25 protein-coding genes are annotated in these 13,987 nt (G+C 66.2%); all 25 read right to left on the bottom strand.

What is annotated here, in order from left to right:
- Positions 1-73: 73 nt before the first annotated feature.
- The 25 genes from truA to rplV all read right to left on the bottom strand — a co-directional run bounded on the left by truA (position 74) and on the right by rplV (position 13,949).
- On the bottom strand, positions 74-925 hold the full coding sequence (gene truA / locus OG982_RS18070) for a tRNA pseudouridine(38-40) synthase TruA (protein WP_266785534.1): 852 nt from the start codon (positions 923-925) through the stop codon (positions 74-76).
- 107 nt (positions 926-1,032) lie between these two features.
- Complete coding sequence (rplQ, locus tag OG982_RS18065; RefSeq protein ID WP_008739665.1) at positions 1,033-1,497, bottom strand: 50S ribosomal protein L17; 465 nt, start codon at positions 1,495-1,497, stop codon at positions 1,033-1,035.
- Between the two features lie 92 nt (positions 1,498-1,589).
- Positions 1,590-2,612: a DNA-directed RNA polymerase subunit alpha gene (locus tag OG982_RS18060; protein ID WP_008739666.1), complete on the bottom strand. Its 1,023-nt coding sequence runs from the start codon at positions 2,610-2,612 to the stop codon at positions 1,590-1,592.
- Between the two features lie 142 nt (positions 2,613-2,754).
- Positions 2,755-3,159, bottom strand: a complete 405-nt coding sequence (gene rpsK, locus OG982_RS18055; RefSeq protein WP_003956432.1) for a 30S ribosomal protein S11 — start codon at positions 3,157-3,159, stop codon at positions 2,755-2,757.
- A 54-nt stretch (positions 3,160-3,213) separates the two neighbouring features.
- A complete protein-coding gene (gene rpsM / locus OG982_RS18050) occupies positions 3,214-3,594 on the bottom strand; it encodes a 30S ribosomal protein S13 (RefSeq protein WP_030710357.1) in 381 nt (126 codons plus the stop codon).
- Between the two features lie 200 nt (positions 3,595-3,794).
- The gene (gene rpmJ / locus OG982_RS18045) at positions 3,795-3,908 is read right to left on the bottom strand and encodes a 50S ribosomal protein L36 (RefSeq protein WP_003956441.1); all 114 of its coding nucleotides are present in this window, start codon (positions 3,906-3,908) and stop codon (positions 3,795-3,797) included.
- A 74-nt stretch (positions 3,909-3,982) separates the two neighbouring features.
- Positions 3,983-4,204 carry a translation initiation factor IF-1 gene (gene infA, locus OG982_RS18040; protein WP_003956442.1) on the bottom strand — a complete coding sequence of 74 codons (222 nt, stop codon included), beginning with the start codon at positions 4,202-4,204 and terminating at the stop codon, positions 3,983-3,985.
- A 153-nt stretch (positions 4,205-4,357) separates the two neighbouring features.
- Positions 4,358-5,194 (bottom strand): type I methionyl aminopeptidase, encoded by an 837-nt coding sequence (gene map, locus OG982_RS18035; RefSeq protein ID WP_266785537.1) that lies wholly within the window; start codon positions 5,192-5,194, stop codon positions 4,358-4,360.
- Between the two features lie 91 nt (positions 5,195-5,285).
- Positions 5,286-5,933: an adenylate kinase gene (locus OG982_RS18030; RefSeq protein ID WP_266785539.1), complete on the bottom strand. Its 648-nt coding sequence runs from the start codon at positions 5,931-5,933 to the stop codon at positions 5,286-5,288.
- Complete coding sequence (gene secY / locus OG982_RS18025; RefSeq protein WP_266785541.1) at positions 5,933-7,246, bottom strand: preprotein translocase subunit SecY; 1,314 nt, start codon at positions 7,244-7,246, stop codon at positions 5,933-5,935. The genes OG982_RS18030 and secY overlap by 1 nt, the downstream gene beginning before the upstream one ends.
- A gap of 186 nt (positions 7,247-7,432) precedes the next feature.
- A complete protein-coding gene (gene rplO, locus OG982_RS18020; RefSeq protein ID WP_030008473.1) occupies positions 7,433-7,888 on the bottom strand; it encodes a 50S ribosomal protein L15 in 456 nt (151 codons plus the stop codon).
- A gap of 1 nt (position 7,889) precedes the next feature.
- Positions 7,890-8,072, bottom strand: a complete 183-nt coding sequence (rpmD, locus tag OG982_RS18015; RefSeq protein WP_005313525.1) for a 50S ribosomal protein L30 — start codon at positions 8,070-8,072, stop codon at positions 7,890-7,892.
- A complete protein-coding gene (gene rpsE / locus OG982_RS18010; RefSeq protein WP_030388857.1) occupies positions 8,072-8,674 on the bottom strand; it encodes a 30S ribosomal protein S5 in 603 nt (200 codons plus the stop codon). Before rpsE ends, rpmD begins: the two co-directional genes overlap by 1 nt.
- A gap of 45 nt (positions 8,675-8,719) precedes the next feature.
- Entirely contained in the window at positions 8,720-9,103 is a 384-nt protein-coding gene (gene rplR / locus OG982_RS18005; protein ID WP_266785543.1) for a 50S ribosomal protein L18, read from the bottom strand.
- A 2-nt stretch (positions 9,104-9,105) separates the two neighbouring features.
- Positions 9,106-9,645, bottom strand: a complete 540-nt coding sequence (rplF, locus tag OG982_RS18000; RefSeq protein ID WP_266785545.1) for a 50S ribosomal protein L6 — start codon at positions 9,643-9,645, stop codon at positions 9,106-9,108.
- Positions 9,646-9,665: 20 nt separating this feature from the next.
- Entirely contained in the window at positions 9,666-10,064 is a 399-nt protein-coding gene (gene rpsH, locus OG982_RS17995; RefSeq protein WP_007265911.1) for a 30S ribosomal protein S8, read from the bottom strand.
- A gap of 223 nt (positions 10,065-10,287) precedes the next feature.
- On the bottom strand, positions 10,288-10,473 hold the full coding sequence (locus OG982_RS17990) for a type Z 30S ribosomal protein S14 (RefSeq protein ID WP_003956452.1): 186 nt from the start codon (positions 10,471-10,473) through the stop codon (positions 10,288-10,290).
- A 5-nt stretch (positions 10,474-10,478) separates the two neighbouring features.
- Complete coding sequence (rplE, locus tag OG982_RS17985; protein WP_030008469.1) at positions 10,479-11,030, bottom strand: 50S ribosomal protein L5; 552 nt, start codon at positions 11,028-11,030, stop codon at positions 10,479-10,481.
- Entirely contained in the window at positions 11,030-11,353 is a 324-nt protein-coding gene (rplX, locus tag OG982_RS17980; protein WP_266785548.1) for a 50S ribosomal protein L24, read from the bottom strand. The genes rplE and rplX overlap by 1 nt, the downstream gene beginning before the upstream one ends.
- A 2-nt stretch (positions 11,354-11,355) precedes the next feature.
- Positions 11,356-11,724: a 50S ribosomal protein L14 gene (gene rplN / locus OG982_RS17975; protein ID WP_003956455.1), complete on the bottom strand. Its 369-nt coding sequence runs from the start codon at positions 11,722-11,724 to the stop codon at positions 11,356-11,358.
- Positions 11,725-11,829: 105 nt separating this feature from the next.
- Positions 11,830-12,114 (bottom strand): 30S ribosomal protein S17, encoded by a 285-nt coding sequence (gene rpsQ / locus OG982_RS17970; RefSeq protein ID WP_008739702.1) that lies wholly within the window; start codon positions 12,112-12,114, stop codon positions 11,830-11,832.
- Complete coding sequence (gene rpmC / locus OG982_RS17965) at positions 12,114-12,338, bottom strand: 50S ribosomal protein L29 (protein WP_008739703.1); 225 nt, start codon at positions 12,336-12,338, stop codon at positions 12,114-12,116. Before rpmC ends, rpsQ begins: the two co-directional genes overlap by 1 nt.
- The gene (gene rplP, locus OG982_RS17960; protein WP_008739704.1) at positions 12,338-12,757 is read right to left on the bottom strand and encodes a 50S ribosomal protein L16; all 420 of its coding nucleotides are present in this window, start codon (positions 12,755-12,757) and stop codon (positions 12,338-12,340) included. Before rplP ends, rpmC begins: the two co-directional genes overlap by 1 nt.
- A gap of 5 nt (positions 12,758-12,762) precedes the next feature.
- Positions 12,763-13,602 (bottom strand): 30S ribosomal protein S3, encoded by an 840-nt coding sequence (rpsC, locus tag OG982_RS17955; protein ID WP_007265905.1) that lies wholly within the window; start codon positions 13,600-13,602, stop codon positions 12,763-12,765.
- Entirely contained in the window at positions 13,602-13,949 is a 348-nt protein-coding gene (gene rplV / locus OG982_RS17950; RefSeq protein ID WP_007265904.1) for a 50S ribosomal protein L22, read from the bottom strand. Before rplV ends, rpsC begins: the two co-directional genes overlap by 1 nt.
- Positions 13,950-13,987: the final 38 nt, after the last annotated feature.

The raw sequence follows: 13,987 nt of genomic DNA, 5'->3' as shown, positions 1-13,987 counted from the left end.
GGACCCGGTCATGCCCCGGCGCGACGACGAAAGGACCACGTGGCGCGGGGACGGCAGGACCGCGTCGCCCGGCTCAGCAGCAGCCCGCGCCCGGGAGGGTGCGCAGGTTCCGCGCCTCCTTGCTGCGCGCGGCCAGCAGCTCGTCCGCCGGGTAGCCGACCTCCTCCAGGGTCAGCCCGTGCGGCCTGACCACGTGCACCGAGGAGTCCCGTACGGCCGCGGCCAGCACCTGCCCGGGCCATTCGACGGGCCGGTGGCCGTCGCCGACGTGCAGCAGGGCGCCGACCAGCGAGCGGACCATGTTGTGGCAGAACGCGTCGGCCCGGACGGTCGCGGTGACGATCCCGTCCTCGGCCCGCTCCCAGCTGAGCTGCTGGAGCGTACGGATGGTCGTGGCGCCCTCGCGCTTCTTGCAGTACGCGGCGAAGTCGTGCTCCCCGAGCAGCGCGGCGGACGCCCGGTTCATGGCGTCCACGTCCAGGGGCCACTGGTGCCACAGGACGTGCCCGCGGCGCAGCGGGTCCACCCCGGCCTGGTGGTCGCCGACGCGGTAGGCGTACCGGCGCCAGATGGCGGAGAAGCGCGCGTTGAACCCCTCGGGGGCCTCGGCGGCCTTCCACACCCGTACGTCGTGCGGCAGCCGCCCGGCGAGCCGGCGCAGCAGCTTGTCGTGGTGCTCGGCCCACACCTCCTCGGCCAGGTCGAACTGGGCCACCTGACCGCGGGCGTGCACCCCGGCGTCGGTCCGCCCTGCGACGGTCAGCTCGACCGGCTCGGGCAGCCGCATCACGGTCTTCAGGGCCGATTCCAGCTCGCCCTGGACCGTACGCAGCGTGCGCTGCTTGGCCCAGCCGGAGAAGTCCTTCCCGTCGTACGACAGGTCCAGCCGCACCCGGACGTGCCCGGGCTCCACCTCGTCACTCACGTGAGCGATCCTCTCAGAAGCACAAGAACGTCAGGAAAAGCAGAACGGGCCCGCCCCGGGAAAGGGGCGGGCCCGCTCAGAGCCATTCAGCGTGATCCCGGAGGGGATCAGGCCTCCTTGGTCTCCTCGGCGGCGGGAGCCTCGGTGGCCTCCGCCTCCTTGACCGCGCGCTTGGTGGCGGCCTCGGCCTCACCGGTGGCCTGCTGGGCGACCGTAAGGGCCTCGACCAGCTCGATCACGGCCATCGGGGCGTTGTCGCCGCGACGGTTGCCGATCTTGGTGATGCGCGTGTAACCACCGGGGCGGTTCTCGTAGCGCGGGGCGATCTCGGTGAACAGCGTGTGCACGATGCTCTTGTCCGTGATCGTCTGCAGAACGAGGCGACGGTTGTGGATGTCGCCCTTCTTCGCCTTGGTGATCAGACGCTCGGCGACCGGACGCAGGCGGCGGGCCTTGGCCTCGGTCGTCGTGATGCGGCCGTGCTCGAAGAGCGACTTCGCGAGGTTCGCGAGGAGGTGCTTCTCGTGCGCGGCGCTGCCGCCCAGACGGGCACCCTTTGCGGGACGCGGCATGGTGATACTCCTTCATATCTGCACCGGCCGTGTCAGGTACCGGTGTCAGTTCCCCCGGGGCGGATGCCGCGGGAAAGATCTACAGGTGGTGCTTAGTACTGCTCGGTCTCGACGAAACCGGCGTCCGCGTCGTCGTCGGCGCCGAAGGCGTCGGCGGCGGCGGTCGGGTCGAATCCGGGCGGGCTGTCCTTGAGGGCCAGGCCCATGCCGGCCAGCTTCGCCTTGACCTCGTCGATCGACTTCGCACCGAAGTTGCGGATGTCGAGCAGGTCCGCCTCGGAGCGGGCGACGAGCTCACCCACGGAGTGGATGCCCTCGCGCTTGAGGCAGTTGTACGAGCGGACCGTGAGCTCCAGCTCCTCGATCGGCAGCGCCAGGTCGGCGGCCAGGGCCGCGTCCGTCGGCGAGGGGCCCATGTCGATGCCCTCGGCGTCGATGTTGAGCTCGCGCGCCAGACCGAACAGCTCGACCAGGGTCTTGCCGGCGGACGCCATGGCGTCACGCGGGCGCATGGCCTGCTTGGTCTCGACGTCGACGATCAGCTTGTCGAAGTCGGTGCGCTGCTCGACTCGGGTCGCCTCGACCTTGTAGGTGACCTTGAGGACCGGGCTGTAGATGGAGTCGATCGGGATGCGACCGATCTCCTGGCCCAGCTGCTTGTTCTGGACGGCGGAGACGTAGCCGCGACCGCGCTCGACGGTCAGCTCCATCTCCAGCTTGCCCTTGCCGTTGAGCGTGGCGAGGACCAGGTCCGGGTTGTGCACCTCGACACCGGCCGGGGGCGCGATGTCGGCAGCGGTGACCAGGCCGGGACCCTGCTTGCGCAGGTACATCACGACCGGCTCGTCGTGCTCCGAGGAGACGACCAGCTGCTTGATGTTGAGGATGATGTCGGTGACGTCTTCCTTGACGCCCGGCACGGTGGTGAACTCGTGCAGGACGCCGTCCACGCGGATGCTGGTGACAGCGGCACCCGGGATGGAGGACAGGAGGGTACGGCGCAGCGAGTTGCCGAGGGTGTAGCCGAAGCCCGGCTCCAGCGGCTCGATCACGAACCGCGAGCGGTACTCGTCGACGACCTCTTCGGTCAGCGAAGGACGCTGAGCGATAAGCATGTCTGTGTTCCTTCAGTCGTGGACGCCCACTATTTGACGCCCGACGGGTAAAGCCAGGTACAGCAAGGGTACGGGCGGTACGTCCCCCCGAAGGAGAACGTACCGCCCGGACACTCAAAGACGCACGGGTGCGTCCGCTGCGTCAGACGCGGCGGCGCTTCGGCGGGCGGCAGCCGTTGTGCGGGGTGGGGGTGACGTCCTGGATCGAGCCGACCTCGAGGCCGGTGGCCTGGAGGGAGCGGATCGCGGTCTCGCGGCCGGAGCCCGGACCCTTGACGAAGACGTCAACCTTGCGCATGCCGTGCTCCTGCGCGCGGCGGGCGGCCGACTCGGCGGCCATCTGCGCGGCGAAGGGGGTGGACTTGCGCGAGCCCTTGAAGCCGACGTGGCCGGCGGAGGCCCAGGAGATCACGTTGCCCGAGGGGTCGGTGATCGAAACGATGGTGTTGTTGAACGTGCTCTTGATGTGGGCGTGCCCGTGAGCGACGTTCTTCTTTTCCTTGCGGCGCACCTTCTTGGCAGCGCCCTGACGACCCTTGGGGGGCATCTAAATCTCCTACGGGAGGTGGTCGGTCCTACAGCGCAAGACCGCTGAACAGGACTACTTCTTGCCCGGCTTCTTCTTACCGGCGATCGCGCGACGCGGGCCCTTGCGGGTACGCGCGTTCGTGCTGGTGCGCTGACCGTGCACCGGGAGGCCGCGACGGTGGCGGATACCCTGGTAGCACTGGATCTCGACCTTGCGACGGATGTCGGCCTGGATCTCGCGGCGGAGGTCACCCTCGGTACGGAGGTTGGCGTCCACGTACTCGCGGATCTTGACCAGGTCCTCTTCGGCCAGGTCACGAACGCGGGTGTTCGGGTTCACGCCGGTGGAGGCGAGGATCTCCTTGGACCGGGTGCGCCCGATACCGAAGACGTAGGTGAGTGCGATCTCCACACGCTTTTCGCGCGGGATGTCAACACCGGAAACGCGTGCCATTCAATGGCTCCTGTGTGTTCGGGGGTCTTCCGCAGAACCGACCCCGACCGCCGACCACACCTGATGGGTGGTGGTACGTCCGGGTCCCCGGCCCCCGCCGGAGGTGCCGCCGGCCCCACAGGGGGCTGGGCGGGTTCTGCGTATGTACGTTTTTCTTACGTCGCGCGAAGAACTGCGGAAGGCAGGTCGGTCGGCGTGCGTCAGCCCTGGCGCTGCTTGTGGCGCAGGTTGTCGCAGATGACCATGACCCGACCGTGACGGCGGATCACCTTGCACTTGTCGCAGATCTTCTTGACGCTCGGCTTGACCTTCATGTTGGTGAGGTTCTCCGGGTCAGTGCCACCACCCGCGCCGGGACGAGACGCCCAGACGGGAGCGAGGACAAGATCTACTTGTATCGGTAGACGATCCGGCCACGCGTCAGGTCGTACGGGGAAAGCTCCACCACAACCCGGTCATCGGGCAGGATTCGGATGTAGTGCATCCGCATCTTGCCGCTGATGTGCGCGAGGACCTTGTGACCGTTCTGGAGTTCCACCTTGAACATCGCGTTCGGGAGGGACTCGATCACGGTGCCCTCGATTTCGATGGCACCTTGCTTCTTGGCCACGCTTCGCCTTTCGAATCGGCTACCTTGATCAGCTCCCCGCTTCGCATGCGGACATGCGGGTGCAAAGGAGCCGACGAGTCAGTCTACGTCAGGGCACCCAGAAAGACGAATCCGGAAAGTTTGCCCCACACACTAGATCATTAACCTGCGGGGTCAGCCCAGGGGATCGGGCGCCGTGGTGACGCCGTAGGCCGCCAGCTTCGCCTTGCCGCAGTCCGGGCTGGTCAGCACGATCGGGCCCTCCTCGGTCAGCGCGATGGAGTGCTCCCAGTGCGAGGACCAGGTGCCGTCGGTCGTGATGACCGTCCAGTCGTCCGCCAGGACCTCCGTCTGGGCGGTGCCCAGGGAGACCATGGGCTCGATCGCCAGGCAGACGCCCGGGACCAGCTTGATGCCCTTGCCGCGCTTGCGCGAGACGTAGTTCAGCAGGTGCGGGTCCATGTGCATCTCGGAACCGATGCCGTGGCCGCCGTAGTCCTCGATGATCCCGTACTTGCCGGTCGCGGGACGCGGCTGGCGGCGGATGTAGCCCTCGATCGCCTTCGAGATGTCCACGAGGCGGTTGCCGAGCTTCATGGCCGCGATGCCGGCCCACATCGACTCCTCGGTCACCCGGGAGAGCTCGATGAGCTCAGGGGCGTGCCCCGTGCCCACGAAGGCCGTGTACGCGGCGTCGCCGTGCCAGCCGTCCACGATCGCGCCGGCGTCGATCGAGATGACGTCGCCGTCCTTGAGGACCGTCTTGTCGTCCGGGATGCCGTGGACGACGACCTCGTTCACCGAGGTGCAGATGGTCGCGGGGAAACCGCCGTACCCGAGGAAGTTCGACTTCGCGCCGGCGTCGGCGATGACCTTGCGGGCCACCATGTCCAGATCCCGCGTCGTGGCACCCGGCACGGCCGCCTCACGGGTCGCCGCGTGGATCGCGGCGACGACCAGCCCTGCCTCGCGCATCTTCGCGATCTGCTCGGGGCTCTTGATCTGCACCATGGACTGGCCTTCCACCTTTGATTCGGGTCTTCTCAACAGTACGGCCGCGATGCCCTGGGGACACCGCGGCCGTTCCTGCACAGCAAGGGAACTACTTCTTGAGGGCGTCCATCGCGCGCTGCGTGACGTCCGCGACCTCACCGAGGGCCGGGATGGTCACCAGCAGGCCCTGGGCCTTGTAGTAGTCGATGATCGGCTCGGTCTGCGTGTGGTAGACCTCCAGCCGGTTGCGCACCGTCGACTCGGAGTCGTCGCCGCGCTGGTACAGCTCGCCGCCGCAGGCGTCGCAGACGCCGTCGGTCTTCGGCGGGGCGTACGTGACGTGGAAGACGTGCGCGGAGTCGTTGCGACAGATCCGGCGGCCGGCGATCCGCTTGACGACCTCATCCTCCTCGACCTCCAGGTCGAGGACGGCGTCGAGCTTCATGCCCTCCGCCTCGAGCATCCGGTCCAGCGCCTCGGCCTGGGACACGTTGCGCGGGAAACCGTCGAGCAGGAAGCCGTTCACGGCGTCGGGCTGCTCCATGCGGTCCTTGGCCATGCCGATGGTGATCTCGTCGGGGACGAGGTCGCCGGCGTCCATGAACGCCTTCGCGCGCTGGCCCAGCTCCGTGTTCCGGCTGATGTTGGCGCGGAAGAGATCGCCCGTGGAGATGTGCGGGATCGACAGGTTCTTGGCAAGGAACGCGGCCTGCGTTCCCTTGCCCGCACCGGGAGGTCCGACGAGGACGATTCGCATCAGCGGAGGAACCCTTCGTAATTGCGCTGCTGGAGCTGGCTCTCGATCTGCTTCACGGTCTCCAGACCCACACCCACGATGATCAGGATGCTCGTCCCGCCGAACGGGAAGTTCTGGTTCGCGCCGAAGCCTGCCAACGCCATCGTCGGCACAAGAGCGATGAGACCCAGGTACAGCGACCCCGGCCAGGTGATCCGGTTGAGTACGTAGCTCAGGTACTCGGCGGTAGGTCGGCCGGCGCGGATGCCCGGGATGAACCCACCATACTTCTTCATGTTGTCTGCAACTTCCTCGGGGTTGAACGAGATCGCCACGTAGAAGAACGCGAAGAACACGATCAGGAGGAAGTAGGCCGCGATGTAGTACGGGTGGTCGCCCTTGACGAAGTGCTTGTTGATCCAGGTCGCCCAGCCGGCGGTCGAGCCGCTGAACTGAACGATCAGCGCCGGGATGTACAGCAGCGACGAGGCGAAGATGACCGGGATGACACCCGCCTGGTTGACCTTGAGCGGGATGTAGGTCGAGGTACCGCCGTAGGCGCGGCGACCGATCATGCGCTTCGCGTACTGGACCGGGATCCGGCGCTGCGCCTGCTCGACGAAGACCACCAGGGCGACCATCGCCAGGCCGACGAGGATGACCACGCCGAACTCGACCCAGCCGTCCGCGATCTTGCCCTGGACCTTGATCCCCCACAGGGCGCTGATGAAGCCGGCCGCGATGGAGATGAACATGAGGATCGACATGCCGTTGCCGATGCCGCGGTCGGTCACGAGCTCACCGAGCCACATGACGACACAGGTACCGGCGGTCATCGTGACGACCATGACGACCGTGGTGAAGATCGACCGGTCCGGGACGATCTGGCTGGCGACCTGGCAGCCCTGGAACAGGGCGCCGCTGCGGGCGGTGGCCACGAGGCCGGTGCCCTGCAGGATCGCGAGCGCGACCGTCAGATAGCGCGTGTACTGAGTGATCTTCGCCGTGCCGGACTGTCCCTCTTTTTTGAGGTTCTCCAGCTTCGGGATGACCACGGTCAGCAGCTGCAGGATGATGCTCGCCGTGATGTACGGCATGATGCCGAGCGCGAAGATCGTGATCTGCAGCAGCGCACCGCCGCTGAACAGGTTGACGAGACCGAACAGCCCATTGCTGTTGCCCGGCTGGTCAACACAGATCTGAACGTTCTTGTAGCTCACGCCGGGGACGGGGATGTGTGACCCGAGCCGGAACAGCACGATGATGCCGAGCGTGAAGAGCAGCTTCTTGCGCAGGTCGGGCGTCTTGAACGCCCGGGCGAACGCGGTGAGCACGGTGCCTCCTGCGACCCCCGCGCTACTGCGTCAGAGGTGACGGTCTGAGGGATCGACGAATACGTACAAGCAAAGGTGCAGGCCACCTTACCGGCGACTGCGCCCCCCGTGGAACGACCAACCGGGGATGCCCCATATGTGAGGCATCCCCGGTCGGGTTTCAGCTATTAATCACAGAGTTTCGTCTTAGACGAGCTCGGTGACGGTGCCGCCGGCAGCGGCAATCTTCTCCTTGGCGGAAGCGGAGACGGCGTCAACCGAAACCTGCAGCGCCACGGAGATCTCGCCCTGGCCCAGGACCTTGACGAGGCTGTTCTTGCGCACCGCGCCCTTGGCGACCAGGTCGGCCACCGTGACCTCTCCACCCTCGGGGTAGAGAGCGCCGAGCTTGTCCAGGTTGACAACCTGGAACTCGGTGCGGAAGGGGTTCTTGAAGCCCTTGAGCTTCGGCAGACGCATGTGGAGGGGCATCTGCCCACCCTCGAAGCGCTGCGGGATCTGGTAGCGGGCCTTCTGGCCCTTCGTACCACGACCGGCCGTCTTACCCTTCGACGCCTCACCACGACCGACACGGGTCTTCGCGGTCTTGGCACCGGGGGCGGGACGGAGGTTGTGGGCCTTGAGCGGGCTGTTCTCAGCCATGTTAGTCAACCTCCTCAACCGTCACGAGGTGGCGGACGGTGTGAACCATTCCGCGGAACTCGGGGCGGTCCTCCTTGACGACCACGTCGTTCAGGCGCTTGAGCCCGAGCGAACGCAGAGTGTCGCGGTGGTTCTGCTTGCTGCCGATGTACGACTTCGTCTGCGTGATCTTGAGGCGAGCCATTACGCACCCGCCCCAGCACGCGCACGGAGCAGAGCCGCGGGGGCGACGTCCTCGAGGGGCAGACCACGGCGAGCCGCGATCTCCTCGGGACGCTGCAGGCCCTGGAGGGCCGCCACGGTCGCGTGCACGATGTTGATCGCGTTGTCGGAGCCCAGGGACTTCGACAGGATGTCGTGAACGCCGGCGCACTCCAGAACGGCGCGCACCGGGCCACCGGCGATAACACCGGTACCGGGGGAAGCAGGCTTCAGCAGGACAACGCCGGCCGCCTTCTCGCCCTGGATCGGGTGCGGGATGGTGCCCTGGATACGGGGAACCTTGAAGAAGTTCTTCTTGGCTTCCTCGACGCCCTTGGCGATGGCCGCGGGAACTTCCTTGGCCTTGCCGTAACCGACACCTACGGTGCCGTCACCGTCGCCCACCACGACCAGCGCGGTGAAGCTGAAGCGGCGACCACCCTTGACAACCTTGGCGACGCGGTTGATCGCGACAACGCGCTCAACGTAAGCGGTCTTCTCGGCGGCAGGGCCACCGTCGCGACCCTTCCGGTCCCGCCGCTCGCCGCCACCGGCACCGCTTCCGCGGCGCTGGGGTCCAGCCATTGGATTACCTCTCTCTGTTACGTCCGTGAGTCCCGGAACCGGGGCTTAGAACTTCAGCCCGGCTTCGCGGGCGGCGTCAGCCAGAGCGGCAATGCGCCCGGCGTATCGGTTGCCACCGCGGTCGAACACGACGGTCTCGACACCCGCAGCCTTGGCACGCTCGGCGACGAGCGCGCCGACCTGCTGGGCCTGGGCGCTCTTGTCGCCTTCGCCACCGCGGATCGAAGCGTCCAGGGTCGACGCGGACGCCAGGGTGTGACCCTGGAGGTCGTCGATGACCTGAGCAACGATGTTGCGGTTGGAACGCGTCACGACGAGGCGCGGACGCTCCGCCGTACCCGAGACGTTCTTGCGGATGCGGATGTGGCGGCGAGCCTTGGCAGCGCGCTTGTACGCGTCGCCCTTGGCGATCTTCACACCGTATGCCATGGCTACTTACCAGCCTTTCCGACCTTGCGGCGGATGACTTCGCCGGCGTACTTGACACCCTTGGCCTTGTACGGGTCGGGCTTCCGCAGCTTGCGGATGTTGGCGGCGACCTCGCCGACCTTCTGCTTGTCGATGCCCTCGACCGAGAACTTGGTGGGCGACTCGACCTTGAAGGAGATGCCCTCGGGCGCCTCGATCAGGATCGGGTGGCTGTAACCAAGCTGGAACTCCAGGTTGGAGCCCTTCGCGGCGACGCGGTAACCGACACCGCTGATCTCGAGAGCCTTGACGTACCCCGTGGTCACACCGGTGATCATGTTCGCCACCAGCGTGCGGGACAGGCCGTGCAGGGCCTTGTTCTGACGCTCGTCGTTCGGGCGGGTGACGTTGAGAACGCCGTCCTCACCCTTGACGATCTCGATCGGCGCCTTGACGGTGTGCGTGAGGGAACCCTTGGGGCCCTTCACCGCGACCGTCTGGCCGTCGATGGTGACGTCCACACCGGCGGGAACCTGGATGGGGAGCTTGCCGATTCGCGACATTGCTTTTCCTCCGTTCCCGACTACCAGACGTAGGCGAGGACTTCCCCACCTACGCCCTTCTTGCCTGCCTGCTGGCCGGTCAGGAGACCGTGGGACGTGGAGATGATCGCCACGCCCAGGCCGCCGAGGACCTTCGGCAGGTTGGTGGACTTTGCGTACACGCGCAGACCGGGCTTCGAGATCCGCTTGATGCCCGCGATGGAGCGCTCACGGTTCGGCCCGAACTTCAGCTCGAGGACGAGGTTCTTGCCGACCTCGGCGTCCTCGACCTTCCAGCCGGTGATGAAACCCTCCTGCTTGAGGATCTCCGCGATGTGCGACTTGATCTTGCTGTGCGGCATCACGACGGTGTCGTGGTACGCCGAGTTAGCGTTACGCAGACGGGTCAGCATGTCTGCGATCGGGTCAGTCATGGTCATGAAGTGGCCTTCGGCCTCTCTCGCCGGGGTTTCCTGTATGCGCCATCCCTCTCCCCACTCAGTGGCGGGACGGGTGCGGTGCGGGGACCTACGGCGTAGTAAGTCGTTATGGGCGGCGGACGCCCAACCCCACAAGCCTACGGCATGCGGGGCCGGGCACCCACCGTCCAGATGCTTACCGAGAGTGCCTGGAAGTTCCCAAGTCCTTGCGGACGAGAGGGAATTACCAGGAGCTCTTGGTCACGCCCGGCAGCTCGCCACGGTGAGCCATCTCACGAAGGCAGACGCGGCACAGGCCGAACTTGCGGTACACGGAGTGGGGACGACCGCAGCGCTGGCAGCGGGTGTACGCACGCACACCGAACTTGGGCTTGCGGGCAGCCTTCGCGATGAGAGCCTTCTTCGCCATCTCGCTTACGCCTCCTTGAAGGGGAAGCCGAGGTGACGAAGGAGCGCGCGGCCCTCAGCGTCGTTGGTCGCCGTGGTGACCACGGTGATGTCCATACCCCGGGTACGGTCGATCTTGTCCTGGTCGATCTCGTGGAACATGACCTGCTCCGTGAGACCGAAGGTGTAGTTGCCACGGCCGTCGAACTGCTTCGGCGACAGACCACGGAAGTCACGGATACGCGGCAGCGCGAGCGACAGCGTACGGTCCAGGAACTCCCACATGCGGTCACCACGGAGGGTGACGTGGCAGCCGATCGGCTGACCCTCGCGCAGCTTGAACTGCGCGATGGACTTGCGGGCCTTCGTGACGGCCGGCTTCTGACCGGTGATCGTCGTCAGGTCCTTGATGGCGCCGTCGATCAGCTTGGAGTCGCGGGCGGCGTCGCCCACACCCATGTTGACCACGATCTTCACGAGACCGGGGATCTGCATGACGTTCTCGTACGAGAACTCCTCACGCAGCTTGCCGGCGATGTCCTCGCGGTACTTCGTCTTGAGACGCGGAGTGGTAGCCATCAGATGTCCTCACCCGTCCGCTTGGCAACGCGGATCTTGTTGCCCTCGTCGTCGAAGCGGTAGCCGACGCGGGTGACGACCTTCTGGCCGTCCTTCTCCACAACCAGCTGAACGTTGCTGACGTGGATCGGGGCCTCGGTGATCACGATGCCACCGGCCTGCGAGCCACCAGCGGTCTGACCGGCCTTGGTGTGCTTCTTGACCCGGTTGACACCCTCGACCAGGACGCGGTTGTCGGCGGGGAAGGCGACGATGACCTTGCCCTGCTTGCCCTTGTCCTTACCGGTGATGACCTGAACCAGGTCGCCCTTCTTGATCTTCATGCTTACAGCACCTCCGGCGCGAGCGAGATGATCTTCATGAACTTCTTCTCGCGCAGCTCACGGCCCACGGGGCCGAAGATACGGGTGCCACGAGGGTCGCCGTCGTTCTTGAGAATGACAGCGGCGTTCTCGTCGAAGCGGATGTACGAGCCGTCCTGGCGGCGGCGCTCCTTGACGGTGCGAACGATGACCGCCTTGACGACGTCACCCTTCTTCACGTTGCCACCGGGGATCGCGTCCTTGACGGTGGCGACGATGACGTCACCGATGCCCGCGTAGCGGCGACCCGAGCCACCGAGAACACGGATGCAAAGGATCTCCTTGGCACCAGTGTTGTCGGCGACACGCAGTCGCGACTCCTGCTGGATCACGTCTATCTCCTGATTGTCTGCCGGTTCCCGGCGGGGGGCCGCTAGTGACTAGCGGTCCCCCCACCGAGCCTGGCGGAACGAACCTGAGGGAAACCCCTCAGATGCTTACTTGGCCTTCTCGAGGATCTCGACGATGCGCCAGCGCTTGCTCGCCGACAGCGGACGCGTCTCCATGATGAGGACGCGGTCGCCGACGCCGGCAGCGTTCTGCTCGTCGTGAGCCTTGAGCTTGTTCGTACGGCGGATGACCTTGCCGTACAGCGCGTGCTTCACGCGGTCCTCGACGGCGACGACGACGGTCTTGTCCATCTTGTCGCTGACGACCAGACCCTCACGGGTCTTGCGGAAACCGCGCTGCTCAGTGGTCTCAGTCACGTTCTTCTCGCTCATCAGGCGCTCTCCACCGTCTCGATACCGAGCTCACGCTCGTGCATCAGGGTGTAGATGCGAGCGATGTCCTTACGGACGGACTTGAGCCGGCCGTTGTTCTCCAGCTGACCCGTGGCCGCCTGGAAGCGGAGCTTGAACAGCTCCTCCTTGGCCTCGCGCAGCTTGCCAACGAGCTCCTCGTTGCCGAGCTCACGCAGCTCGGACGCCTTGGTTCCCGTCGCCATCACGACTCACCTGCCTCGCGCCGAACAATCCGGCACTTCATCGGAAGCTTGTGAGCAGCGCGGGTGAGCGCCTCACGAGCAATCTTCTCGTTCGGGTAGGACAGCTCGAACATGACCCGACCCGGGTGCACGTTGGCGATCCACCACTCGGGAGAACCCTTACCGGAACCCATGCGGGTCTCGGCCGGCTTCTTCGTCAGAGGACGGTCCGGGTAGATGTTGATCCAGACCTTGCCGCCACGCTTGATGTGGCGGGTCATCGCGATACGAGCCGCCTCGATCTGGCGGTTCGTCACGTACGCCGGGGTCAGCGCCTGGATGCCGTACTCGCCGAACGTGACCTCAGTACCGCCCTTGGCCATACCGCTGCGCTTCGGGTGGTGCTGCTTGCGGTGCTTGACCCTACGAGGGATCAGCATGTCGGTCAGGCCTCCGTTCCGGTGCTCTCGGCCGGAGCGGCGGCGGGAGCGTCGGCCTTGGGGGCCTCGGCACCAGCAGCCTGCTGCGGCTTGCGGCCACCACGGCCGCCGCGCTCGCCACCACGGCCACCACGGCCGGCGGGACGGTCGCCAGCGCCGGCACCACGGGCCGGGCGGTTACCCGCACGGGCCGCAGCGTTCTCGGCGCGAACCTCGGCGATGTTCTTGACGTCGCCCTTGTAGATCCAGACCTTCACACCGATACGGCCGAAGGTGGTCTTGGCCTCGAAGAAGCCGTAGTCCACGTTCGCGCGCAGCGTGTGCAGCGGCACACGACCCTCGCGGTAGAACTCGGAGCGGGACATCTCGGCGCCGCCGAGGCGACCGCCACACTGGATCTTGATGCCCTTGGCGCCGGCCTTCATCGTGCCCTGCATGCTCTTACGCATGGCGCGACGGAAGGAGACGCGGGAGGAGAGCTGCTCGGCAACGGCCTGGGCAACCAGCTGAGCGTCAAGCTCGGGGTTCTTGACCTCGAGGATGTTCAGCTGGACCTGCTTGCCCGTGAGCTTCTCGAGGTCACCGCGGATGCGGTCGGCCTCGGCGCCACGGCGGCCGATGACGATGCCCGGACGAGCGGTGTGGATGTCCACACGCACGCGGTCACGGGTGCGCTCGATCTCAACCTTCGAGATGCCGGCGCGCTCCATGCCGGACGTCATCATCCGACGGATGGCGACGTCTTCCTTGACGTAGTCCTTGTACAGCTTGTCGGCGTACCAACGCGACTTGAAGTCGGTGGTGATGCCGAGCCGGAACCCGTGCGGGTTTACCTTCTGGCCCATTACCGGGAACCTTCCTTGCTGCTGACGACCACGGTGATGTGGCTGGTCCGCTTGCGGATCCGGTAGGCACGGCCCTGGGCACGCGGACGGAACCGCTTCAGGGTCGGGCCCTCGTCCACGTACGCCTCGCTGATGACCAGCGTGGAGGCGTCCGGGTGGTTGTAGTTGTGTGCGGCATTGGCAATGGCGCTGTCCAGCACCTTGCCAACCGGCACGCTCGCGGCCTGCGGGGCGAAACGCAGGACCGCCTGAGCCTCCGTGGCATCCATGCCACGGATAAGGTCCACCACGCGGCGGGCCTTCATGGGCGTGACGCGGATGTACCGCGCCTGGGCCCTGGCTTCCATGGTTGTCCCTTCGGTGTAAGTCATTAGTCGTTCCACCC

This window comes from Streptomyces sp. NBC_01551 (genome assembly GCF_026339935.1).
GTDB lineage: Bacteria > Actinomycetota > Actinomycetes > Streptomycetales > Streptomycetaceae > Streptomyces.
The sequence above is the reverse complement of the archived record's forward strand: the minus strand, read 5'-3'. Positions and strand labels throughout refer to the sequence as shown.

Coding starts and splice junctions, on each gene's coding strand:
- rpmJ (WP_003956441.1), bottom strand. CDS start 3,908: ATGAAGGTCAAGCCGAGCGTCAAGAAGATCTGCGACAAGTGCAAGGTG.
- rplQ (WP_008739665.1), bottom strand. CDS start 1,497: ATGCCGCGTCCCGCAAAGGGTGCCCGTCTGGGCGGCAGCGCCGCGCAC.
- map (WP_266785537.1), bottom strand. CDS start 5,194: ATGGTGCAGATCAAGAGCCCCGAGCAGATCGCGAAGATGCGCGAGGCA.
- rpsE (WP_030388857.1), bottom strand. CDS start 8,674: ATGGCTGGACCCCAGCGCCGCGGAAGCGGTGCCGGTGGCGGCGAGCGG.
- rplX (WP_266785548.1), bottom strand. CDS start 11,353: ATGAAGATCAAGAAGGGCGACCTGGTTCAGGTCATCACCGGTAAGGAC.
- rpmC (WP_008739703.1), bottom strand. CDS start 12,338: ATGGCGACGGGAACCAAGGCGTCCGAGCTGCGTGAGCTCGGCAACGAG.
- rpmD (WP_005313525.1), bottom strand. CDS start 8,072: ATGGCTCGCCTCAAGATCACGCAGACGAAGTCGTACATCGGCAGCAAG.
- rplP (WP_008739704.1), bottom strand. CDS start 12,757: ATGCTGATCCCTCGTAGGGTCAAGCACCGCAAGCAGCACCACCCGAAG.
- OG982_RS18060 (WP_008739666.1), bottom strand. CDS start 2,612: ATGCTTATCGCTCAGCGTCCTTCGCTGACCGAAGAGGTCGTCGACGAG.
- rplF (WP_266785545.1), bottom strand. CDS start 9,645: ATGTCGCGAATCGGCAAGCTCCCCATCCAGGTTCCCGCCGGTGTGGAC.
- rpsQ (WP_008739702.1), bottom strand. CDS start 12,114: ATGAGCGAGAAGAACGTGACTGAGACCACTGAGCAGCGCGGTTTCCGC.
- rplO (WP_030008473.1), bottom strand. CDS start 7,888: ATGGCTGAGAACAGCCCGCTCAAGGCCCACAACCTCCGTCCCGCCCCC.
- rpsC (WP_007265905.1), bottom strand. CDS start 13,602: ATGGGCCAGAAGGTAAACCCGCACGGGTTCCGGCTCGGCATCACCACC.
- rplE (WP_030008469.1), bottom strand. CDS start 11,030: ATGGCTACCACTCCGCGTCTCAAGACGAAGTACCGCGAGGACATCGCC.
- rpsH (WP_007265911.1), bottom strand. CDS start 10,064: ATGACCATGACTGACCCGATCGCAGACATGCTGACCCGTCTGCGTAAC.
- OG982_RS17990 (WP_003956452.1), bottom strand. CDS start 10,473: ATGGCGAAGAAGGCTCTCATCGCGAAGGCTGCCCGCAAGCCCAAGTTC.
- rpsK (WP_003956432.1), bottom strand. CDS start 3,159: ATGCCCCCCAAGGGTCGTCAGGGCGCTGCCAAGAAGGTGCGCCGCAAG.
- OG982_RS18030 (WP_266785539.1), bottom strand. CDS start 5,933: ATGCGAATCGTCCTCGTCGGACCTCCCGGTGCGGGCAAGGGAACGCAG.
- rpsM (WP_030710357.1), bottom strand. CDS start 3,594: ATGGCACGCGTTTCCGGTGTTGACATCCCGCGCGAAAAGCGTGTGGAG.
- rplR (WP_266785543.1), bottom strand. CDS start 9,103: ATGGCATACGGTGTGAAGATCGCCAAGGGCGACGCGTACAAGCGCGCT.
- rplV (WP_007265904.1), bottom strand. CDS start 13,949: ATGGAAGCCAGGGCCCAGGCGCGGTACATCCGCGTCACGCCCATGAAG.